19 protein-coding genes are annotated in these 22,978 nt (G+C 65.2%); 12 read left to right on the top strand and 7 right to left on the bottom strand.

The genetic code is table 11. From position 1 onward, the window contains the following. Positions 1–203: 203 nt before the first annotated feature. Both ACFYOW_RS25130 and ACFYOW_RS25125 read right to left on the bottom strand, forming a co-directional pair. Positions 204–1,667: an aldehyde dehydrogenase family protein gene (locus tag ACFYOW_RS25130; protein WP_387291762.1), complete on the bottom strand. Its 1,464-nt coding sequence runs from the start codon at positions 1,665–1,667 to the stop codon at positions 204–206. Between the two features lie 351 nt (positions 1,668–2,018). Next, positions 2,019–2,807, bottom strand: a complete 789-nt coding sequence (locus tag ACFYOW_RS25125; protein ID WP_387291761.1) for an IclR family transcriptional regulator — start codon at positions 2,805–2,807, stop codon at positions 2,019–2,021. Between the two features lie 506 nt (positions 2,808–3,313). Between ACFYOW_RS25125 and ACFYOW_RS25120 the strand changes: the two genes are divergently transcribed. Together ACFYOW_RS25120 and ACFYOW_RS25115 are read left to right on the top strand one after the other, a co-directional pair. Next, positions 3,314–3,457, top strand: coding sequence for a hypothetical protein (locus tag ACFYOW_RS25120; RefSeq protein WP_387291759.1), 144 nt, complete (start codon positions 3,314–3,316; stop codon positions 3,455–3,457). 20 nt (positions 3,458–3,477) lie between these two features. Continuing rightward, the gene (locus ACFYOW_RS25115) at positions 3,478–4,419 is read left to right on the top strand and encodes an alpha/beta hydrolase (protein ID WP_387291757.1); all 942 of its coding nucleotides are present in this window, start codon (positions 3,478–3,480) and stop codon (positions 4,417–4,419) included. Between the two features lie 468 nt (positions 4,420–4,887). Here ACFYOW_RS25115 and ACFYOW_RS25110 read toward each other — a convergent pair whose 3' ends face one another. Next, complete coding sequence (locus ACFYOW_RS25110; protein WP_364477302.1) at positions 4,888–5,571, bottom strand: hypothetical protein; 684 nt, start codon at positions 5,569–5,571, stop codon at positions 4,888–4,890. A gap of 26 nt (positions 5,572–5,597) precedes the next feature. Further along, positions 5,598–6,134 carry a hypothetical protein gene (locus ACFYOW_RS25105; RefSeq protein ID WP_357474324.1) on the bottom strand — a complete coding sequence of 179 codons (537 nt, stop codon included), beginning with the start codon at positions 6,132–6,134 and terminating at the stop codon, positions 5,598–5,600. 538 nt (positions 6,135–6,672) lie between these two features. Between ACFYOW_RS25105 and ACFYOW_RS25100 the strand changes: the two genes are divergently transcribed. Further along, positions 6,673–6,840 (top strand): hypothetical protein, encoded by a 168-nt coding sequence (locus tag ACFYOW_RS25100; RefSeq protein WP_387291755.1) that lies wholly within the window; start codon positions 6,673–6,675, stop codon positions 6,838–6,840. A gap of 163 nt (positions 6,841–7,003) precedes the next feature. On the opposite strand, the gene ACFYOW_RS25095 is transcribed toward ACFYOW_RS25100, so the two are convergent. From ACFYOW_RS25095 to ACFYOW_RS25085, 3 genes are all read right to left on the bottom strand, one after another. Next, the gene (locus ACFYOW_RS25095; protein WP_387291753.1) at positions 7,004–8,260 is read right to left on the bottom strand and encodes a cytochrome P450; all 1,257 of its coding nucleotides are present in this window, start codon (positions 8,258–8,260) and stop codon (positions 7,004–7,006) included. Positions 8,261–8,282: 22 nt separating this feature from the next. Beyond that, positions 8,283–9,266: a PDR/VanB family oxidoreductase gene (locus tag ACFYOW_RS25090; RefSeq protein ID WP_387291751.1), complete on the bottom strand. Its 984-nt coding sequence runs from the start codon at positions 9,264–9,266 to the stop codon at positions 8,283–8,285. 152 nt (positions 9,267–9,418) lie between these two features. Continuing rightward, positions 9,419–10,186, bottom strand: coding sequence for an IclR family transcriptional regulator (locus ACFYOW_RS25085; RefSeq protein ID WP_387291749.1), 768 nt, complete (start codon positions 10,184–10,186; stop codon positions 9,419–9,421). A 2,281-nt stretch (positions 10,187–12,467) separates the two neighbouring features. Here ACFYOW_RS25085 and ACFYOW_RS25080 point away from each other — a divergent pair. From ACFYOW_RS25080 to ACFYOW_RS25040, 9 genes are all read left to right on the top strand, one after another. Continuing rightward, positions 12,468–13,001, top strand: a complete 534-nt coding sequence (locus ACFYOW_RS25080) for a hypothetical protein (protein ID WP_387291747.1) — start codon at positions 12,468–12,470, stop codon at positions 12,999–13,001. A 328-nt stretch (positions 13,002–13,329) separates the two neighbouring features. Then, positions 13,330–13,911 carry a TetR/AcrR family transcriptional regulator gene (locus ACFYOW_RS25075; protein ID WP_387291745.1) on the top strand — a complete coding sequence of 194 codons (582 nt, stop codon included), beginning with the start codon at positions 13,330–13,332 and terminating at the stop codon, positions 13,909–13,911. Positions 13,912–14,172: 261 nt separating this feature from the next. Next, positions 14,173–14,316, top strand: a complete 144-nt coding sequence (locus ACFYOW_RS25070; RefSeq protein WP_387291744.1) for a hypothetical protein — start codon at positions 14,173–14,175, stop codon at positions 14,314–14,316. A 514-nt stretch (positions 14,317–14,830) separates the two neighbouring features. Further along, positions 14,831–15,880 carry an AraC family transcriptional regulator ligand-binding domain-containing protein gene (locus ACFYOW_RS25065; RefSeq protein ID WP_387291742.1) on the top strand — a complete coding sequence of 350 codons (1,050 nt, stop codon included), beginning with the start codon at positions 14,831–14,833 and terminating at the stop codon, positions 15,878–15,880. Between the two features lie 668 nt (positions 15,881–16,548). Further along, positions 16,549–17,751 carry an MFS transporter gene (locus ACFYOW_RS25060; RefSeq protein ID WP_387291740.1) on the top strand — a complete coding sequence of 401 codons (1,203 nt, stop codon included), beginning with the start codon at positions 16,549–16,551 and terminating at the stop codon, positions 17,749–17,751. Positions 17,752–17,821: 70 nt separating this feature from the next. Then, entirely contained in the window at positions 17,822–19,186 is a 1,365-nt protein-coding gene (locus ACFYOW_RS25055) for an L-serine ammonia-lyase (RefSeq protein ID WP_387291739.1), read from the top strand. Between the two features lie 422 nt (positions 19,187–19,608). Beyond that, positions 19,609–20,643 (top strand): AraC family transcriptional regulator, encoded by a 1,035-nt coding sequence (locus ACFYOW_RS25050; protein WP_387291738.1) that lies wholly within the window; start codon positions 19,609–19,611, stop codon positions 20,641–20,643. 124 nt (positions 20,644–20,767) lie between these two features. Beyond that, the gene (locus ACFYOW_RS25045; RefSeq protein ID WP_387291736.1) at positions 20,768–22,093 is read left to right on the top strand and encodes a flavin-containing monooxygenase; all 1,326 of its coding nucleotides are present in this window, start codon (positions 20,768–20,770) and stop codon (positions 22,091–22,093) included. Then, a complete protein-coding gene (locus tag ACFYOW_RS25040; protein ID WP_387291734.1) occupies positions 22,090–22,974 on the top strand; it encodes an SDR family NAD(P)-dependent oxidoreductase in 885 nt (294 codons plus the stop codon). The genes ACFYOW_RS25045 and ACFYOW_RS25040 overlap by 4 nt, the downstream gene beginning before the upstream one ends. The last annotated feature ends 4 nt before the right edge of the window (positions 22,975–22,978 follow it).

Raw genomic sequence — 22,978 nt, 5'->3', positions numbered from 1 at the left:
CGGTTGGTCCTTGTGAGGCGCCACCACGGGCTCGGCAGGTAGCTGTCGTCCTCCGAGGTGGCACTCTCTCGCGGGCCGCGAAGACGTGTTCGCCGAGGCCGGTGCGAGTCCCGGGACCCTCGACGACGACGTAGCGTCGTGCAGGTGCGTGCTCGGCGAAGTCGTGCACAGCCCGCCCGTGCCGCCCCGAAGGGCGGCTACGTTCAGAACGGATAGCCGGGGATCTCGCTCCGGACCGTGACCCACTGCTGCTCGGTGAACGCCTCGAGATTGGCGGAGGTACCTCCGTGGCGGGAGCCGTTGCCCGAGTCGCCGACTCCGCCGAACGGGACGGTCGCTTCGTCGTTCACGGTCTGGTCGTTGATGTGCACCAGCCCGCTCGGGATACGGTCGGCCAGCGCCAACCCCTTGGCCACGTCGCGGGTCAGGATGCCGAGGGAGAGTCCGTACTCGGTGTCCGAGGCCAGCCGGGCGGCCTCGTCGAGATCGTGGAACGCCACTACAGGCGCGACCGGGCCGAAGATTTCTTCCGCGTAGGCGCGGGCGGTGAGCGGCACGTCGGCTAGGACTGTGGGCCGGTAGAACAGTCCCTCGTAGGTACCACCCGCAGCGAGTCGTGCCCCGGCGGCCAGGCCGTCGGAGACGACGGCATGGGTGGCCTGCAGCTGACGCTGGTCGATCATGGGGCCCATGGCGACCTCGCCTGTCATCGGATCGCCCACGGCCGCCGCGTCGGCACGCTCGGCGAGGCGGGCGGTGTACTCCTCGGCGATCGAGGCGTGCACGAGATGGCGGCTGGCGGCCATGCAGATCTGCCCGGAGTGGTGGAAGGAGCCGAAGGCGCCGGCGGACACGGCCTTGTCCAGATCGGAGTCGTCCAGGACGATCAATGCCGAGTTGCCGCCCAGCTCCAGGTGTACTCGCTTCAGCCGTTGCGCGGCTGCCGTTGCGATCGCCTTTCCCGCCCGGGTCGACCCGGTGAAGGCGATGACGGGGACACGCGGGTCGTCCACCAGCGTCGCACCTACGTCGGCGCCCCCGGACAGGACGTGCAGGAGGTTATCGGGAAGCCCTGCCTCCTCGAAGACACGTGCGATGGTGACTCCGCCGCAGATCGAGGTGCGCGGATCGGGCTTGAGGACCACGGCGTTACCGAGGGCCAGTGCCGGGGCGACCGCCCGCATGGCCAGCATCATCGGCGCATTGAAGGGGGAGATGACCCCCACCACACCCACCGGGCGTCGGCGCGAGAACGAGAGGCGGTCCTCGATCGACCGGAGTACTTCACCGTAGGGAGCCGCGGCGAGCGCTGCGGCCTCGTAGCATTCTTCCGCCGCACCGATCGAGGTCTGGACGTCCGCGAATGGCCGCAGGGCGCCCGACTCGCGCACGATCCATTCCGCTATTTCCGCGTGATGCTTCTCGAACAAGGCGGCTGCGCGCCGCAGGATCTGGGCCCGATCGACGTAGCGGAGCGACGCCCATCCACGCTGGGCCTGTGCTGCTTGCGCGACGGCCCGGTCCACATCGGCAGGCGTGGCTGCGCCGACGCGGCCCAGCGTCTTACCGGTCGCCGGCTCGGTGGAGTCGTGCGGCTCACCTGCGCCCTTGACCCACCCGCCCGAGAAAATCCGCCCTTGCCAGTCGGCTCCGTCCAGAAGAGTCATGAGGTTCCGTTCTTCTATGTGGTTCGAATGGGAGAAGTCAGCGGTGGCTCGGCGCTTACGAGTTGACTGGTGTGTTTGTGCGCAGCGTATTTCCGAGCGGCCCGGCGCCGACACCGCCCCAAGTCGCTCGAGACGGCGGCCACGACGATGCTCGGCGCAGCTGTCCTGGCATATGGGACTTGAGACTTATATTACGGGACGTCGTCAGGGGCGATGTGGCAGTGTCGACACCGATGTGATCGCAGTAGGGAAAGAATCGCCAGCCGATCCACGGCACGGTCGGAGCTGACCGTGAAGGAGGGGGACGGGCGGTCGGGACGTGCTATGGCAGCCGGTGTCTCCGGTCGCCGATCAGTCCGTGACGGAGCTCAACCTGTCGCCTATTTCCTGTGCCGTCTTCAGGAGCTTTTGGGCGATCTCCGTCTCGGCTTCGGAAAACACCCGCGACGATAAGGAGGTGAAGCTCACTGCGGCGACCACCTGTTGTTGGTCGTTGCGGATGGGGGCGGCGATGCCGATGACGTCGGGATCGAGTTCGCCACGGGTGACCGAGTAGCCGGAGCGCCGGATGTGGGCGAGCCGCCTTATGAGGGTGTCGACATCGGTGAGCGTGGCGGGAGTGAAGCGTCGGAGGTCTGCTGTTTCCAGGAGCCGTCGAGCCTCCTCTTCGGGGATCCAGGCGAGCAGGACGAGCGCGGACGCGCCCGCATTGAGGGGGAGTGTGCTGCCGCGCTCATAGGTGATGCGTACGGCGCCCGACGTGGATTCCGCCCGGTCGACGCATACCACGAGCCCTTCGGTGCGCCGGGTCAGCAGAATGGTCCCGCCGATGTCGTCGGCGAGCGCGGTCATCGCCGGCAGCGCCACTTCCGACAGGCCGTAGCTGCGCCGTGCCAGCCTGGCGATCTCCAGGACGCGCAGGCCGAGACGGAAGCCGCCGCCCGGCGCCTCTTCCAGGAACCGGCTGTTCACCAGACTTTGCAGGTAGCGGTACGCGGTGGAGCGGGCCACGCCGAGCCGCTCGGCCACGGCGTTGCCGGAGACGACGAGCTGGGCATCGGTGAACATGAGAAGGATGTCCAACGCCCGGTCGGCCGTGGAGTTGCGCTCACGGTAATTGGGGGACACTGATCCTGACATGCGGACACTCTAATCGGTCGGAGAGCCGCCACGCGCCCACGGGCACGGACTCATGACGGCCAGAATGGTGCGGCCCTCTGGCGAAGACCAGGCTGAATCGTTGAAGGCAGGGCATGGAGTCGGACTCCGTTACGTGTGTCGGGCAGCCAGGTGAGGCGTTCAAGGGGGAATGTCAGCCCGGATCTCCTTGCGCGCTTACACAGACCCAAAGCGGGACGCTGATCGCCACGCTCACCTTGCGGGGGTCACGGGCATCGGTGCTTGACACGGTCGAACGGCTGCGCTTCAATCTGTCCTATATTACAGTATATTGATCCGGAATATCAGGATTTGACGAGAGTTGATAGCGAGGTCGTTTCCAGATGACGCGAGCAATCCGTCGCAGTCGGATCGAGAAGGGGGCCTGAACCCGACCTCCAGCGCCTCGCGGCCGATATTCAGCCGCCCCGCGCCGAGCCGTCGCCGAATTGCTGGACTGAATTATGACTTTCCTGGAAGGAATCGAGATGCACGTGGGAATGGCCACCGGAACTCAGCATTATGGCCCGGATGGCGAGTACGTCGAGCGGGCGAACTGGACGGCGGCCAGCAGGGTCGACGGGGATGTAATGGATGCCACGGCGGTCGCCACCGGTGCGAGGCCGCGATGACAACTTTCGGATCGAATAGTGTGAGCGGCCTTGATGGGACATGGTTCCGGCCGGAAGCGATCGCGCCCGAAACAGTCGAGTTCAACCGGCAGTTTCGCGAGCTGGTGAAGGGCCGGGCTGGTCTCGGCGCGGGCGGCGGCCTTCCGGTGCCTCCCACGCTGCCTTCGGAGCGCGCGTACACGATCCGGATAACGGGACAGGGCGGCCACGAACTGGCCTTGCGGGTCATCGCTCCGGACCACCCCACGGGCGTCTACCTGCACTTCCACGGCGGTGGGTTCGTTCATGGCAGAGAAGGGCAGTCGGATCCGGTGCTGGAGCGGATCGCGCGGAATGCAAATCTCGCCTGCATTGGCGTGGACTACAGGCTCGCGCCGATGCACCCGCACCCGGCGGCATGGGACGATGCCGAATCCGCAGCGATGTGGCTGATCGAGAATGCCGAGTCACTGTTCGGAACCGATGCGCTCGCGATCGGCGGCGAGTCGGCGGGCGCGAACCTCGCGGCAGCCGTTCTGGTCCGGCTGCGCGAGCGGTGTGGATCCACCGGGTTCCAGGCGGCGAACCTCGTCTTCGGAACTTTCGACCTCTCGATGACCCCGAGTCAGACGCTGATCGGCGCCGACGCGATACCGGTTCCGACGGAGGCCATCCGAACCTGTACCGATGCGGTTGCGCCCCGAAGCGAACAACGACAGGACCCGGATCTGTCGCCCCTATACGCGAATCTGCGGGATCTCCCGTCCGCGTTGTTCACGGTGGGCACCCTGGATCCGTTCCTGGACGACTCGTTGTTCATGCACATCCGCTGGGTCGCGGCTGGCAGCCCGGCTGCGTTGGCTGTCTATCCCGGCGGCGTGCATGGCTTCACCTCATACCCCTTCCCCCTCGCGGATCAGGCAAACGATCGCATCGATGCCTTTCTCCAACGGGTTGGGCGGGGCCGGCCGAGCCCCCGATGACGATTGTGAATTCCCACTAATCACAGCTCTTCGAACGATCCCGCTCTCGCCGGATTCGAAATAGGTTGCGCTGCAGCCAAATTCGAAGCCGAAACAGCGCGACGCGCACGCAGAGCGCTGTCGGCATCGCCTGCCGTAGCCGGTAGAGCGTGCTGGTAGGCCGGTGCTCGGCTGTCTTGCCGTGTTGTGACGCGGTGCTATGCGTCTGTTTTCGGCGTCTTTGGGGCGCCCTGGTCCGAGTTTTCTCCAAGGGTGACGCAGATCGGCGGTCAGTCCGCGGGCCAAGCGCAGGCAGCCCGTGCCGTCGCTGGTTCACCCCTGTCGACAGACTCGGTTGCGGTTCCAGGTCGAGCGTGCCCCTTATACCCAACGGCCTGTGCCCGGCCAGTGCGGTCGAGGCCGCCGCCGATCTCGGTTGGAAGCGGAAGCCTCTCCTCGTGTCGCGAGGAGAGGTTTCCGCCAGTACGGTCAGGGCCGCGGTGCCGCCGGAGCGTGGCCACTTTGGATCTCGTTGAACTTCTGCGCGGTCACGGCCAAGCCGACTGGCAGGCCGACGGCGACGGTGCCGATCATGCTGCCGAATGCGGCGGTGGTCGCCGCACCCGCGAGGCAGCCCCCGACCATCCCCGGCACCGTCAGCACTGCCGCGGACATCACGGTTGCCAGGCTGCCGAGAGTGACCGCGCCGAGCGGGCAGCCGACCGCCGCACCGATCAATGCGCCCGCCGTGGCGCCGACGCTCGTGGCCAGCCCGGTGTATGGGCCCGCCGCGCGCCATGCCAGATTCAGATCGCCGACAACGTCCCCGGAGCCGCCGACCGGCACGGGCGCCGCTGCCGTTTCCGCCACCTGGACATTGCCTGCGACCGACTCGATCGGGGTACCGAGCACGTGGCGCTGGTCGGCGTCGCGCACATCGACCTGCCCGGCACGGGTGGTGACAGACCCGGCCGAGGTGACCAGGACCGAAGAACCGTCCACCGTCGACCCGGTGAATGTCACGCCGGGCGCGACCGGAACGGACACCTCGTCGGTGCTGGAAGGCGGCGCCGCGTCTTGGACATTCGAATCGGCGTGCGCTGCGCCGCCGGCGATCGCAAGGGCGACGGCGGTCAGCGCCGTGACCGCAAGGGCCTGAGTGGTGTGCTTCATTGCAGAACTCTTTCGCGGTGGATCGGTTAGCGGTTGTCGGTGTTCAGCGGCGCGGCGATCAGGCCCTGTGCGTGCAGCCGGTTGTATTGCCGGCCTGCGGCGTCGGCGAGAGCCGGGAAGCCGGTGATCGCCCCAGCGAAGATGCCGCCCAGGCCGCCGAGGGTCGTCCCGCCGAGGATGCAGCCGCCGACGACGCCCACCGGAGTCAACATGCCGGCGGAAACCAAGGCCGTCAGAGTGCCGCCGGTGAGCGCGCCCAGTGGGCAGCCGATGACGACGCCGATGGCGGTACCGACCAAGCTGCCGTCGTGGTTGGCGTTGGAGAACGCGCCTGCCATCGCGCCTATCGCCTGGTCGTACTCGGCTTGCGGATCGACCTGCGCCGGAACCGGATTCGGGTCCGCGGCACTGATGTCGGGAACGGCGCGGCCGGGATCGCCGATGGCCGACTGCGTCACCGACGCCGGAGCCTCGACGGGCGCGGCCGAGGCGATACTTACCGCACTTGCAGTGGTGAGCACGGCCAAGGTGGCGATCGCCGTGATTCGGGAGATGCTGTGCATAACTCCTCATCTCTTTCTTTCTGATCCCGGTCCGATACGACCGGGAAGATTCTCGAGTCCCCCCGAATGAGCTGCTGCCGACGGGTTTTCGCCGAAGCGCCGCAGCCTCAGCGGATCAAGCGCCTATGAGGAGCGGGACGTCCAGCCGCTCGCGAAGGTCCTCGACCGAACTCCCGAAGGTCTGGAGAACGCGGAGCCCATGGGGCGTGATGTCGAACAGCGCATGCTTGCGGCGTAGTTGACCACCGAGGCCCGCGACGATCAGCAGTGCGCCTACTTGCGGCGGACGCGTGCGGCCGACCGACCATGCCGGTGGCCGGCTCGAGGACGACCATGGGGATCGCGAAGTCGGCCGTGGTCCAGGCCAGTTGGACGCTGGTGGATCGGAACTCCTGCTGGAGGGTGCCATTCAGCGCGACGAGCAGCTAGTACTCCGGCTCGCGAGAGGAGAACGGCGCAGCAGTTGGCGACCATCGTGGCGAGGTAGCCGTGCTTGTGTTCAGCCGTCTGCGTCATTGCGGACTTTCTTACTTTGTCGATGGGCCGGGCGATTCGGTTCGACCGCTTCGACGCCGTTCTGGACCTGTTTGTGTCGATGAGCTACGCGACAACGACGGTCGACGCCATCGCGTCGGCAGCGGCGGCGACCCGGCAGTTCCGGGGTGTCGTCGCGATGGCCGAGCTGGGTCACGTGTCACGGAACTGACAACCCGGGCTTGGGTGTCGAACGCGACGAGATGCTGGAAGTCCTCGCCGAGAGTTGGTTCGCACGATCGGGCACCACTGAACGCGCCTACATCGACCCGCTCCCTCGGACTCCCCGGGTGACGCGCGGTCAAAGCCTCGCTGCGCCGAGGTCGGTGCCCTTGTCATCGGAGTGCCCGCGCCGGCGGGTCTGTGGTCGTGGGAGCCTCGCTCCTTCGGACCGTTCGTACCCGCACCGGGATGCTCTCCCACGCACGGAGGGTGTTGTTATGGTGCCGTTTCGTCGGACCGGTGAGTTCGATGGTCTGCGCTCGCTCGGCCAAGGCGGTGAGTAGAGCTTCGGCTTCGAGCCGCGCCACATGCTGGCCGACGCACTGATGGAGACCCATCCCGAAGCCGACATGGCCCGAAGGGTCGCGGGTCAGGTCGAAGGAGTCGGGACTGGCCCAGCGCCGGGGGTCGCGGTTGGCGGCGCCGAGGAACATCAGTATCTTGTGCCCGTCCGGGACGATGTGGTCGCCGACCCGGATATCGGTTGTTGCGGTGCGGAAAAAGGTTTGAACAGGCGATTCCCATCGAACCGCCTCGTCGAAGGCGGCGCGGATCGAAGCTGGTTCGCGCCGCAACCGCAGCCACTGGTCGGGGTGGGTGGCGAGGGCGTACAGGACGGCGGAGAGGCCGTGCACTGTGGTGTCGACACCCGCCGACAACAGTGAGCGTACGACGAGGGGCGCTTGCTCGTGGGTGATGTCTCCGCGGTCGGCGGCGGCCCAGATATGTGCACCGAATCCGTTGTCGGTGAGGGCATCACGGGCGCACTGGCCGCTGACCCAGGCAGAGAGTTCACCTACATGTGGGCTCCCTTCCGCGACCAGATCATTCTGGGGGCCGAATGCGTTGAACAGATGGTCTCCGTATGGGAGCAGGTTTTCGCGACCCGTCTCGGGGATACCGACCGCATCGGGGAAGACGCGGAGTGGAAAGGCGGCGGCCAGGGATGGGACAGCGTCGAATTCGTCTCCGTCCATGAGTAGGTGATCGACGAGCTCCTCGGCGTCGGTCAGCCACTGTCTCCGCAGCTTGTGCAGGGATCTCGGGCCGAGCACCTTGCTCAGCACCCGCCGGGGCGCGTCATGCCTGGGTGGGTCGGCTTCCAGGAGCAGACTTGGTGGCCGCCAAGGCTTTTCGAAGCGGAAGTTGGACAGGCCGACACCGGCAGCGGACTGGAATCCTTGCCAATCGACGAGCGCGGCATGTACCTGCTCGTACCTGGCAAAGGCGTAGATGTCGTACTTCGGGAGATATACAACCGGACCGGCGTCCCGGAGTGCGGTGTGCAGCGGCTGGGGGTTTTCCAATACGTCGTGGCTGAAAGGGTCGGTGTCGTTGGTGGGTGTTGTGGACCCGAGAGTCGTTGACATGTTCGGAGCCTTCGTGGGGGTATCAGAGATCGAGGACGAGATAGTCACTGCGCGAACGTGATACGCAGATGAACATGCAGTCGCCAGCTGCACGCTCGTAGTCCTCCAGTACCGCGTCCCGATGGTCCGGGTGTCCGGACAGGACTGTCGTTTCGCAGGTCCCGCAGGTGCCTTGTCGGCAGGAGGACAGTACGTCGACACCGACGGTGCGGACGGCGTCCAGAATCGTTTGGTCGGGCGTGACGCGGACGGTGCGGCCGGTGCGGGCGAGTTCGACCCGAAACGCGGTCTTCGGCGCGGGTTCGCTGGTCTGTCCGATGAAGCGTTCGACTCGTAGCGTGAATGGCGGCCAAGCGGTGCAGGTTTCCGCTATGGCGGCCAGCAGCGGTGCAGGACCGCATGAGTAGATCCGGACGCCGGGACGTGGTGCTCCGAGGAATCCGGTCAGGTCGAGCAATCCGCATTCATCTTGTGGAACCACCTGAATGCGATCGCCGAAGCGAGCCAACCCGTCTAGGAATGCCATGGAAGCGCGGCTGCGGCCGCCGTAGAGCAGTCGCCAGTCGGCGCCCAGCATTTCGGCCTGTTCGATCATCGGGAGGATGGGGGTGATCCCGATTCCGCCTGCGACGAACAGATATTGGTCCGACGGCACCATGGCGAAGTTGTTGCGCGGACCGCCCACGCCGACGACATCCCCGACTTCGAGTTCTTCATGAATGAACGCAGATCCGCCGCGACCGTCCTGTTCGCGCAGTACGCCGATGCGATAGGTGTAGGGATCCCACCGGTCCCCGCATAGCGAGTATTGACGGGTCATGCCGTTCGGAAGAGCAAGATCGATGTGCGAGCCAGGTGTCCAGTCCGGCAATCTTTTTCGATGCGCCGCTGCCAGCTCCAGTGCGATGACGTTGGTCGCCACAAGACGTTTATCGGTGACACAGACCTCAGCGACCTCGCTCGGCGCCGAAATGTGCTGAATATCGGCTGGTGTCGGCGTGTTCATCGGATGGACCTCCTCGTCAAAGGAAGCGTGACGTGATGACACCCCGGCGGTGAAGTGTTCTCTCAATGGATGAGAGCCCGGCCTATCTCCATACGGTCATATTGTTTTTTCGGCGTAGCAGCTGGTGGATTGCGAAAGCCGGGGATGCAGGCTCACCGGCTGAAGTCCATATCGGACGTGCTGAGCATCCGGGAGATCCCGCGTGCCGCCGCCTGCATCGCCGGAATGACTGTCCGGGCTTCGTCGTCATTGGGCACTACTACCGACAAAGCCGCCACGACCTGCCCGCCGCCGGTGCACAGCGGCACCGCCAAACCGGTTGCGCGCTCGTCTAAGAACCCGGGGCAACACGCGACCCGGGTGCGGCGGATCTCGCTCAGCAGCACCCGCAATGCTCGGGGGTCGGTGATCGTTTTCGTGGTGCATCGACGCAGCGGTCCGGTGAGCACTGCCTCCTGTACCTGTGCTGGTGCGTGCGCCAGCAATACCAGTCCGCTCGACGAAACGTGAAGCGGTAATCGACCGGCGATGCGACTGATGTTGTACACCGCGCCCGGCGTGGACAACCGCTCGAGTACCAGGACTTCGCGATCGTGCAGCACTGACAGCTGGACGTGTTGACCTGTGATTGCGTGCAGATCCTCCATGAAGGGCATCGCCGCCTGCCTCAGGCCGACTGCCGGCGCGGCGCGAGACGCCAATTCCCACAACCGCATTCCGATGTGGAGCCGTCGCTGTTCATCACGGTGCAGTAGCCCCTGGGCGATCATTTCGTTGGCCAGCCGCGACACCGTCGGCAACGGCAGACCGCTGGCCCGGGCCAGGTCCGACACAGTTATCGTCGGTGTGTCGGGATCGAACTGCTCCAGAATCCGCAGCACGCGCGACAGCACAGACTCGCCGTTGGAAACACGTGCCATCTACGGCTCCTTCCTCATCGGAGGAGCATCAACGTACACCCATGTGACCAGGCAGTCATGGAGTCTGCATTCTCGGACAGCCTGGATGGCGACAACGTCTCGAACCGGCAGTGTTCCTCGGTTTCGACAAGTTTCTTGGTCGGTCCCAAACCCGGTGCGGTGCAATCAGTCCGCGAAGAACGATTCCCATGCGTGGTGCGATCCGATGCTTTGCCGAAGTGGTCCGACGAGGTGTTTTACAGTGGCTAAGGGGTCGTTGATCAAGTCGACTAGTCGACGCTTCAGTGGCTCGTTCATAGGCAGGTTCGGAGTACGGCGTGGTGTTGCTGGCGAAGATGTCGTTACTGAGCTTGAACGATTTAGCGTCGCGCAGTCCTATGAGCAGCAGGCCGAACCGCCATGAACCGGTAAAGCCGAACGACTGGGAGACGGCGGCGGTGAGGCGCACCAGAAGTTTTGTGTGCCCGAGGATCAACGTCTCGAACACGACCTCGGCCGACGGAGGTGCCGGGACGACGAGGCAAGTCCATGAACAGACGCTACGTTCCGAGGCAAGGAACAGCCTGCCGTTCTCCTTGAACTCGATCTGGCTGTCCGGTGCTCGCCGTCCCAACCTCGGCCGTCGTACGTGCCAGCGGTGACCGCGACACCGTGCGCGCGGCGGCCGAAACCAGGGCTTTAGACCAGCCTTGTGGTCCGGCAACGCAACAGACTGGACCAGATCGAGAACGATGGCTTGCCAACGGCGTCGACGAGTACAGCCCCAGCAGGGCGCTGGTACCGGTGACGATCAAGCCATCCTGCACGAACCGGCCGCACGAACCGGCCGCGGTTCGGCGGCTCGGTGTCGATCCAGCTGGAGGAATTCGGAGGAATCTACGGCCGGAACGCCCGTCTTCGTCGCCCGTGACCATGCTCGTCACCGGATGGCATTCGGGAACAGGAGATGAGCGAATTCAGCTCCGGTCAGCCGTATTCGACCGCTGCGGTGGTGGCGCGGAGTTGGCGGACACGTTCCGTGCGCAGGGCAAACCAGGATGCTGATGCGAGTGACTGGCGACACGGCCATGCCGGAACCGCCCGTGTGGCCGAGGGAGTGCGAGGGATCTCTCAGTTGTGCCGTTCCCTTGTGTTAGAGGGGCGAGCGAACTTCTACTCGCGCACACGGAGGTGTCATCGGTGACGGAAATGTGTGCTGCGAGCGGCTTCGGTGTTCCGCCTGGCCACATCTGACCGCCCGAGCGCGGGGCAACGTGCGCGAGGAGGTGGTCGAACACCGATTTGCGTCATATCTGACGCAAATCGGTGCTCGAGTAATGCGCGAGAGGGGACTTGATCACACGGAGGCAACAATATTGGTGCAGATGTGTGCACGAGTACTTCTATTGTGCGTCGCCAGACTGTAGCACAGGCGGGTTGATCATGTCGCGTGGTCTCAATTCTATTGATTTGCAATAGTTTTCAGTAGTTCGGTGAAAGTAGCTGAATGGGAGAGGTTGGCGTCGGGATCTGTCGTTGGTTCGGCTGCGGGGTTGTCTGCTTCAAACGTGTTGTGGGGTGGGCGAAATTGCTGGTTGAAGGGTGGTCTAACTCTGACCGCTGACCAATGACCCGGCCAACTGGGCGGAAGGCCATCTGCAGTCCTCCACGGCAGAGCGCACTTGTCCGGTCAGCTCCTCCGGCGACGAATTCGGCTGACGCGGAATGGAGGCGAGGACGTGAGATCGCGAGGGAGACCTGGCGTTGGATCTCAGATTCGTGGAGCGGTGCTGCGCTCAGCGCGGCGCAGGCGACATCGTCGCCGATACCGACGCCAGGCAGAATCACCCAGCCGTGTCCGTTGCGCACTAATTCACAGCGAAACATCTTGCTGCACAGATGACTTCGCACATGCCCCGTGCCGGCACGCTGGGCTCGAACCGATCACCACCGGCTCGACCTGCGCTGGTCACGCGCACCGCCTCGGCGCTGGAGCTACCACAGTCGAGCACGGCGCGCGAGCACGGCGGGGTGTGCCTGCGGCGTCTGATCTGCCCACCATGTTGGCGGAGAATCCCCTTCTCCCGTGCGCGTGAGGGCTGCTTTGATGCGCGGAACAGAAAAGAACGATGACCGGCGCCGGAATTGGACCGCACTTTCGGAGAAAGGCCGCACCGGTGAGGAACGGCACCGGAATCGCCTCTGAACCTGTCATTCGATGACCCGCCATCAATATCACCGGAAATCCATGTGAGGGAGAAATTCAATGCGACACACAAGCCGGGCCCGGATCGCTGTTCTCGTGGCAGCAGCAGTAATCACCACCTTGGCGGCCGAAAGCGCAACAGCGAGCGCGGCACCGGCCCCGGGGTCTGTGACACAGGTCCTCGACCCCGCTGCGTCCGCGGCACCGGCCGCCCCCGTGGCGGCGTTGGTCCCGAACCAGGCACCCGAGACATTCGACGTCTCGGCGGCGGCGTTGCCCGAGGCCGTCATCCCCGACGCGTCGCCGGTCGCGGCGCGCAGCATCGACGCTGACGCCGATATTCAGAACGCCCTCAACCAGGCCGGTAACGAGTTCATGCTGGGGGTCACCGCGGGCAGCATGATCGGTGGTGTCGTCGGCCTGATCGGTGGCTGCGTCGTCGGTGCGGTCGTTCTTCTGATCGGTGGTTGCATTCCCGGTCTTGGACTGGGCGCCGCTCTCGGACCGATCATTGGCGGTGTCGTCGTCGGCGTTCCGGCCGGGATCGCCGGGTTGATCCAGGCCTACAACACCCTGCACGCTGCCGGAGAAATCAGCGCACCGACCCCTATCGCCCCGGCGGCCTCCTGACCGTCCGCCTCCCGCGACCAGCCTGATATCCCGGCCGAGCATCAGTGACAGCGATGCTCGGCCGGACGGTGTGCATCAGTTACTCGTGCACGTCCCGCGGACTGCCGGAGCATCGACGAAGTTGCTCCGGACATACGATCGCGAACCCACGATCTCCCTTCGCCGACACTGGTCGGCAGAGGGAGATTGTCGTGAATTCCCCCGTTTTGTCCGGGAAAGCCCTGGGCTGCAATTCCTTGAACTGATGCACTGACAGGCGTCCCGTGGCGGCGGTGATTCCCGGTGCCGTCGCCCGTTCTTTTTCCGCTTGGCGCGCTGGAGGGGATTCATGAGAAGAGCGTTCCCGGAGGTTGGTCGAGCGAAGTTCATCGCCGCCGGTATGCGAGTGGTTGCGCGCGAAGGAATCGACTCGACCACGGCCCGGAAGATCGCACAAGAGGCGGGCACCTCGCTGGGCATGGTGCACCACTTCTTCGCCTCGATGGAGAAGCTCCTGATTTCGATCTTCGAGCACGCGGCTCGGGAACGTATACGAAACGCGTTGCTCGACTACGATTTCTCCGAATCCACACCCACGGCCGGGCAGGTGCTGAAACGGATCGTTCACGCGTATCGCCTCGATCCGTTGCCCTGGGATGTCTACGACGAGCTGGTGAACCGTGTCTCGCGGCTCGACCCGAATCTGGCGCGCAAGTGCACCGACGAGCAGGTCGAACACCTCGCCGAGGTCCTCAACCACGGCACCGATTCCGAGGCGCTCGCTGATGTCTCGACCCGTACTGCGGTGCTGATCCTCGCGATATCGGATTGCATGGTCGAGTACCGTCGAATTTCCCTCGACGAACACACGATTTTCGAGATGATCGATGTGATGGCCAAGCACTTCGACAATACCGAGTCGAAATTCTGACTGCGCGCGTCATTCGGCGTGAAACGCCCAGAAGACAACGGTCCAGGAATGGCACACCTGATCGTCTCGACTATTCCCACGGGGTGGCAGTCCGGACAGCAAAGGGGGCAAGTACCGTCAAGTGAGGAATTCCCACTGCATTCGGTTGGGGACCACCCCACCAGTGTTTCGTCCCTTCAAGGACATCTCCCCGATGACCTTCGCGCGACGAGCCATCATCCGCTGCGACATCACCCTCTACGACCAGAGTTTTGGGTCTCGGTGACACTGCTCGTGCTCGCCATCATCGGCGCGGTCGCCGCCGCCGTGTTCGCGGAACATCTGCGTGCGCGGGCGAATCCGGAACCAGCGTCGGCCACCCATCCCCAGACAAACGGCGAGGTCGGCGTTCCAGCACCGGCGTGATCCCACCCCGATTCCACACGGCCAGTCGACTCGCGAGTGTCATGTCTGTGCGGAAGTACGGGCTGGACTCGTGCGGCGGGCATGCGTGCGGCCCATCCATGGTCGCCACCGGGGCGCTGGCAACGGCGCGCCTCGGTGGCCTGCCCCGTCGGATAATCGATGCCGGCCGCACCAACGGTCGCTGCCGGCGATGATGTTCCTGGGTGTGGCTGTCGTTCGTGATCGAGAGCAGCGCCACACCGCCGACGCCGCAGAGGCGGGGGACGGCGCTGACTGCCGCTCGTGTCGGTGCACCAGTACGCATCGAGCTCTCCGGATCGGCACGTTTGATTGACTGACACCTCCACTTTGCCGCCGCTGGGGCGTGGGAGGTATACGGGGCTGGGGGGTCGGGTGAAGGCGGCGACCGCAAAAATATGGCAACTGCTGGAACAGGGTGCGTCTGCGGGTATACACTCAACTGGTCATTCGACCAGTAGGCGAGGTTTTCGCCGTTGGGAAGCCGATTTATCTCATGAATGATGTGAATAATCTGATCACATACGACTGTGATCTGCAGGATGCGAAGATACCGCCGGTCGCGATCGTAGGTCTGCTCGAGGTCGCCGAGAAATGGCGTCTGAACACCGATTCGTGGTTCGCGGGTACGGCGGTGTCGCCCGGGCACCTGCAACTCCCGGAGACCCGGCTGTCCTACCGGCAGATCGCGACGATCCTCAAGCGTGCGCTGCGGTCCTTGCCCCCGGGGCCGGTCGGGATCCATGTCGGCAGCCGTGACGTGCTCACGAACTGGGGGCTGCTGGGATTCGCGATGCTGGCCAGCGCGACCGTCGCAGACGCCGTGCTGGTGGCAATGAGCTGGCATCAAGCCTCGGGCAGCATCATGGATTACGAGATCGAGTACGGGCGAGACGAGTTCGCGATTCGGCTAGGTGAGCGCAGCCCGGACCTGGAGCTGCGGGCATTTTTGTGCGAAGAGGGATGCAGTGCCATCGTCACCTTGCTGCGGTCGGCGTTCGGTGCCGATGTGGTGCCCGTGCGGTTGGAATTCGCCTACGAGCGTCCGGCTTACGCCGATGCCTACTACCGGTTCTTTCGATGCCCGGTGTATTTCAACGCCGAGGTGAGCCGGGTGTACCTCGATGCCGGGTTGCTCGAACGGCCGCTACCATCGCCCAACCCCGCGCAGTTGGAGTTGGCCGTCGAGGCCGTGAAGCATCTTGCCCAGCCCCTGGAGCACCGTCCCGACATCGTCGCCGCGGTCGAGGGCGTCCTGCGCGAGCACCTTCGCCGACCGGTCACGATGGGGCTGGTCGCCGACCGGCTGGCAATCAGCGAGAGAACGCTGCACCGGAGACTGGCGCAGGCCGGTGTGCGGTTCGGCGATATCCGCGACCGGGTGCGCCTGCAACGGGCCACCACACTACTGCGCGACACGACTCTGCCGATCGGATCGATTGCTGGTGAGGTCGGGTTCAGTGACAGCCGCGAGTTCCGCCGCGCGTACCTGCGCTGGACCGGGACGACGCCGAGCGCCCAGCGAGCCGCGGCGACGCCGGCATAGCGGAGACACCGGTCACCGTCGGCTCGGTGGCCCCGCGGCCACCGCCTTGCCGGTGGCCGCGGGGCGCTGCCGGGGCCGGAGCTGAATACGACCGAGGCGACCCTGGTGTGGTGACCTGTGAGAAGGGGTGAGCGATGCGCACCGTTTCACCATCCCCGGTATGCGACGGCGGGCCGGGTATTTCGATGAAAGACACGATCGTCGACTGTCGCAAGACGCTTTGTGCAGGATGGTCATCCGGGAACGTGATTGAATGTCGTCTTTGCCCCCCTAATTGTCTGTATGCCCCCTGTGTGGGGCGGTCGGACATCTGATTAGCTCTGCGGCGGAAAGCGTAATCGGTCGCGTGATCGATCTGCATCGAATTCTCCAGATGTCGTCCAGTAACGGGTCTTTCCTGTTCGCGGTCAGGGTTATGAAGAGGAATGGCGTTATGTTCGACATGATCAGTGTGTTGTCGGTACGGCCTGGATCGACGGGCAGGCGTTGCGAGTCAGGGCGACATCAGAATGTGTCGGGCATGAGCCTGTTGCGTTGATTCAGTGACCATTTCAGGCTGAGAGAACCCGTTGATGAAGAATTTCGATACCCATCCCTCGCCACTTGCTGATGGCGTTCTGGAGGTGGCTGCTGGCACAGAATCGGTGAAAGGGGATTCGACGCGACCGGTGCCTGTTCGCTGGATCGGCCTGTTCGGTCTGGCATGGCTGGGAATGTGGTTGGCCCAGCTGACGGTATTTCAGCTGGTGTTGCCGCAGCAGGTGAACGACAGCATCGGGATCGGTGATGCGCTGCGGGGGGACAACTGGCGATCCAGTGTCACCGATTTCGGTGTGATATCCGGGATATCGGCAGTCTGTTCGGCCGTTGCCTTTCCCGCGGCCGGTGCGCTCAGTGACCGCACCACCAGCAGATTCGGTCGTCGACGGCCGTGGATCGTGGGCGGGTGTCTGCTGTTGGCGGGGTCGCTGGCCGGGTTGAGCACGCAGACGAGCATCGCAGGCGTCACCGTCTGCTGGTCTCTGGCGATGATCGGGTTCAGTGCGGCGTCTTCCGCGCTGACGGCGCTGATCGGGGACCAGGTGCCGCGCAGCCAACGGGGGGTGGTGTCGAGCTGGATCTCGACTCCCCAGGGGCTGGCTCCGGTCCTGGGGGTGTCGCTCGTGGCGTTCTTCGCGCTGAATGTGGCGCAGTCCTACTGGCTGATCGTGTGCCTGCTGCTGGCGCTGGTGGTGCCGTTCGTGTTGACGACCCCCGACCCTGCGGTGTCGGCTGTGGCGCGGGCCCGCTGGTCGGCGATGCATCTGCTCGGCGATCACGACTTCCGCTGGACGCTGATCGGGCGGGTGCTGGTCAACCTCGGCAATGCCCTGGGCACCGCGCTGACCTTCTACTACCTGCAATTCGGATTGAAGGTCGCCGATGCCGAAGAGTCGATGGTTGTGCTGTCGGTCGGTTACATGGGTGCCGCGATCGCCGCGTCGATATTCAGTGGCTGGTGCTCGGACCGTCTGCAACGACGCAAGCCGTTCGTCCTGGTCGCCGCGATCATGCAAGCGATCTCTGCTGCGGTGATTTTGTGCCTGGGCAATCTGTGGGGCGCCACGATCGCCGCCGCTGTCCTCGGCGCGGGATACGGCTCGTTCATGGCCATCGATCAGGCGCTGGCCGCCGACGTGCTCCCCGACGCCGAACACAACGGGCAAGAACTGGGAATCATGAACATCGCGATGGCCATCCCGCAGGCCCTGGGGCCGCTGGTGGGAGCCGGATTGATCGCAGTCGGCGGTTTCCCGCTGCTGTGGATCGGGGCCGCCGCAGTGACAGTGCTCGGCGGCATTTCGGTCATGGCGGTCGCGCGGGTGAGGTGAAACACGCTGCCGCGCAACAGATTCTGTGCCTGCAAAGAGGCACCACGAGTATCTCTGACAGAGGAAGGAAATGTCGGCATACATTTCTGTGTCTGAACTGTTCACGATCGGAATCGGTCCCTCCAGCTCGCACACCGTTGGCCCGATGCGCGCCGCGCGCGCGTTCACCCAAGACTTGCTCGACCGTGGTGTGCTGAGTCAGGTCACGAAGGTGGCATGTACGTTGTACGGGTCGCTGGCGGCCACCGGCGTCGGTCACGGCACACCGGACGCGGTCGTCGCGGGCCTCAGCGGTCTCACCCCCGAAGACTGTGATCCCGACCGAGTGCGAGGGCGGTGGTCGTCGCTGCGTGTGGACTCACGCTGCCTGCTCGCGGGGGTGCACGAGATCACCTTCACACCTGGCGACATCGTGTTCCAGGCTCGTACCCGCCTGCCCGCACATCCCAATGCCCTCGCCCTCACCGCGTGGGCCGGCGACGGGGGCCGCCCGCTCGCTGCGGAAACCTACTATTCGATCGGTGGCGGATTCATCCGCCGGGAAGGCGAGCAGGTGTCGACCGGCGGCGTGGATCAGCCTTTGCCGTTCGACACCGCCGAGCAGTTGCTCGACATCTGCGCCACCGAAGGCTGCTCCATCAGCGAGGTGGCCCGCCGCAACGAGGCGGCCATCCACGGTGAGGCCGGGATGCGTGAGTCGTTGCAACGCATCTGGGCTGCGATGGTGGCGTGCGTGTCGGCAGGGCTGTCGGCCGAGGGGACGTTGCCGGGCGGCCTGGGTACTGTCCGGCGGGCAGGCGAGCTGAAAAGAGCGCTCGACAGCGCGTCGGACGATCACGACGACTGCCGCGGAGACTGGCTGCTGGCGTTCGCGTTGGCGGTGAACGAGGAGAACGCGGCGGGCGGACGTGTGGTCACCGCACCGACCAATGGCGCGGCAGGCATCGTGCCTGCCGTCGCCCACTACTACCTGCGATTCATTCCTGGCGCCGACGTCGATGGCGTCGAGGACTACCTGCTGACGGCCACCGCTATCGGTGCGCTGGTCAAAGCCAATGCTTCGATCTCCGGTGCAGAGGGCGGCTGTCAGGCCGAGGTCGGTGCCGCGTGCGCGATGGCCGCGGCCGGGCTGTGTGCGGTGCTGGGCGGCTCACCGCCGCAGGTCGAAAACGCTGCGGAGATCGCGATCGAGCACCATCTCGGGCTGACCTGCGACCCGGTCGGCGGGCTGGTGCAGATTCCCTGCATCGAACGCAACGCGGTCGCGTCGTCTACCGCGGTCACCGCGGCGCGTCTGGCCCTTCGCGGCACCGGAGCACATCGCGTCTCCCTCGACACCGCGATCGAGACGATGCGCCAGACCGGCCTGGACATGTCGCACAAATACAAGGAGACCAGCCTCGCCGGACTTGCGGTCAACGTCGTCGAATGCTGAATGTCCCGTCTCGGGTCGGCCGGGGAAAGGTAATGCGACGATCGCCAACCCATCACATAGGACCGGACGCTCAGGTGTCATGAATGTGCCTGTACGGCAACCTATTTAGAAAAACATCAGATGCGGGAGTCAATGGTTGGGCCGCGTGCGACCCGGCGCGGTGTAATCGGTTGTCCTGGGCTTTCGCGAGACGATTTCAACGACGGCGGGACCTGCTGGAGCGTTGCTGTAACGGGTGCGAAGCAACGCGAATTGCCGTGCGCGGCACAGTCTGTCCAGAGGTGGTGCCGGTGCGGTGACCGCGCGAACGCGGGCGCAGGTCACTCACTCACCGTCGCGAACAATCGGGGGCGGCGGGTGTGCACCGATACCCGCGACAGCAGCTCGTGAAAGTACGGGTCGGGCGTGCTTACAGTGGAGCCGTGCAGGGATCTTCGGTACGGCTGGTGTCGTCGGCGACGATCGCGCCGAACATCATCCGGTATCTGCTGCGGGTCGCCGACGAGCACGGGGTGTCGTTGGATCGCGCGATCCACGACGCCGGGTTGTCGCGGGAGACCCTCGACGCACCGGGGCTTCGGGTGTCGTATCGGCAGGGCCGGGTGATCATCGAAGCGGCGCTGGACAGACTCCCTAGGCCGGCGTTGGGGTTGGAAGTGGGTGCCCGCCAGCCGATCACCGCGTCCGGGGTCCTGGGGCTGGCGATGATGTCGAGCCCGACGCTCGCCGACGCGATCGACATCGGAGTGCGCTACCAGAACCTGGCCGGGTCGATGATGCGCTGGTCGACGGTGAGAGAAGGGGATCTGCTTGCGGTGGTCACCATCGTGCTCGACGACGCGGCACCGGTCGACCGGTTCCTGGTCGAGGAGGGGTTCGCCAACATCACGCGGATGGTTCGCGAGTCTGCTGATGCCTCGATCCGTCCGGTGCGGGTCGAGTTCGCCCGGCCCGAGCCAGCTGACCCGGCACCGTTCCAAGCGTGCTTCGACGCACCAGTCGTGTTCGGCGGCCCCCGCAATGCGTGGTTGCTGTGCTCGCAGCAGTGGCGGCGAGCGCTGGACACCTGGGATCCGTGGACTCTGGCCGATGCTACGGCGCTCCTCGCCGTGGCGGCGGAACAGACCGTCGACCGGCAAGAACTCGTGGCCGCGTTGTCGGCGCAGGTCGAGGCCGCGCTGCCGGACGTGCGGCCGCTGGGTGCGCATGCGCGGATGCTCGCGATGAGTGAGCGGACACTTCGGCGGCGGCTGGCCGATGTCGATGCCTCCTATTCCGATGTGCTCGACGAGGTGCGCCGCCGGTTGACCGCGCGGCTTATCACCCGCGCGGATCTGTCGTTCGCCGATATCGCGGCAGAGATCGGATACACCGACGACCGGTCGCTGCGGCGGGCGGTGAAGCGCTGGTTCGGGATCGCTCCCGGGGATCTGCGCCAACGCGCCATAGGCGAGTAAACACCGACCCCAGATCGGCCAGTTGGGTTGGCCGTTGAGGTCCGGACAGATGGCTGTTCATGTCCGCCGACATACCCGCTGGGCTGCCTAACATCGGTGAACTCGTCTTTCAAGGAGCTCTCCCATGACTGTTTCTATCTGCATCATCGGTGCCGGACCAGCAGGTTTGGCAGTCGCTCGCGCACTACGCGAGCGAAACATCGACTACACCCACCTCGAACGCCACACCGATGTCGGCGGGTTGTGGGACATCGAGAATCCGGGCGGCCCCATGTACGAAACGGCCCATTTCATCTCGAGCAAGACCGTGTCGGGATTCAGCGGATACCCGATGCCCGAGGCCTATCCCGACTACCCGGGCCACCGGCAGATCCTGGCGTATCTGCAGTCCTTCGCCGACGCCTACGGACTGAGCGAGCGCATCGAGTTCGGGGTCGAGGTCGCCGATGTGCACCGCGACGGCGACAATTGGGTCGTCGTCCGCGCCGACGGCAGCAGCACCCGTCATGACGCGGTGATCGTGTGCACCGGGTCGCAATGGTTCCCCAACCTCCCGGAGTTGCCGGGTTCGTTCACCGGGGAGGTGCGCCACAGCAGCAGCTACCGCAGCCCGAGTGAGTTCGTGGGCAAACGGGTCCTGGTCGTCGGTGGCGGCAACTCCGGTTGCGATATCGCCTGCGACGCCGCCCGCAACGCCGACTACACCGCGATCAGCCTGCGCCGCGGCTACTGGTTCATACCCAAGCACGTCTTCGGTGTGCCGTCGGACGTGTTCGGCGGGAAAGGCTCGTTCCTGCCCAAACGGCTCGAGCGGGCGATCCTGCAGCCGATACTGCGCCTGTTCAACGGCGACCCCACCCGCATCGGGCTGCAGAAGCCTGACCACAAACTGTTCGAAACCCACCCGGTGATCAACTCGATGCTGCTGCACCACCTGCAGCACGGCGACCTCGTCGCCCGTCCCGGCATCGAGAGCACCGATGGTCGGACAGTGCGGTTCACCGACGGCGGCAGCGACGAGTTCGACCTGGTGCTTTTCGCTACCGGCTACCGGCACCGGATTCCGGTGGCGCAGCAGTACTTCGGCAACGAGCAGCACCCCGACCTATATCTGAACTGTTTCTCCCGGGAACACCCCGGCCTGTTCGGGGTGGGGTTCATCGAAACCAACTCCGGCGCTTACCAACTGTTCGACCAGCAGGCGCACATGATCGCCGGATTCCTCGACGACAGGGGTCACAACCCGGCGCGTGCCGAGGCGTTCGCGCAGCGCATCAGCACCGACCGTCCCGACCTCTCCAACGGGCTGCGTTTCGATGCCTCCCCGCGCCACACCGGCTACGTCGACGCCGACGCCTACGTCCGCTTCATCCGCAAACTCGCCCGCACCTGCGGATGGTCGCTGACCTCCCCGGCGCCGACCCAGACCCCGGTGCAGGTGTCGGCATGAGTTTCGACTACCGCGGCAAGGTCATCGCCATCACCGGCGGAGCCGGTGGCATCGCCGCTGCGTTCATCCGGCCCGCCGCGCGGCTGGGGGCGTCGATCGCCGTCATCGACATCCGCGGTGACCGCGCAGACGCCGTCGCTGCCGCGCTGCCCGGGTCCGGGCATCGCGGATACGCCTGCGACCTCACCGACGAAGCCCAGGTCGCCGCGCTGCTGGACCGCATCGAGGTCGACTACGGACGAATCGACGTGCTGATCAACAACGTGGGAATGACCAGCGCCGAACGGTTCGACGAGCGCAGCGTCGACAGCATCCGCCTCGAACTGAACGTCAATCTGCTCTCCCCACTGATACTCACCCGTTTGGCGCTTCCCCTGCTACGCAACTCCGCTGATCCGCGCGTGGTGACAACGGTATCGCTCGGCGGGATCTTCCCGCTCGGCGAGACCCCGCTCTACACCGCGTCGAAGTTCGGTTTGCGCGGCGCGATGCTCGCGATCGGCCTGGATCTGGCGGCGAAGGGCATCACCGTCGGGTCAGTGCTGCCCTCGGCCACCGACACCCGCATGCTGCGCCAAGAGGCGATCGACGGCGGCAACTCGCTGCAATTCCAGGACTCGCCCCAGCCACCGGAAGCGGTCGCGCACGCCATGATGCGGCTGCTGGACCGTCCCCGCCTCGAGATCTATCCCCGCGTCTCCGAATCGCTGCTCGTCCGGGTGGCAATGCTGGTCCCCAACCTGCTGCCCCGGTTGATGACACTGTTCCGCCGCCGCGGGGAAAAAGGCGTGGCCCGCTACCTCGCTCGACTCGAACACGACGGGCTGGTCATGCGCCGCGACGGGCGGCTGGAACTAGTCGAGGAACCGGTGAGCTCGTGACGAC

This window comes from Nocardia sp. NPDC006982 (assembly GCF_042869435.1).
Lineage (GTDB): Bacteria > Actinomycetota > Actinomycetes > Mycobacteriales > Mycobacteriaceae > Nocardia.
Note: the sequence above shows the minus strand (reverse complement) of the source record. Positions and strands in the feature narration are given on the sequence as shown.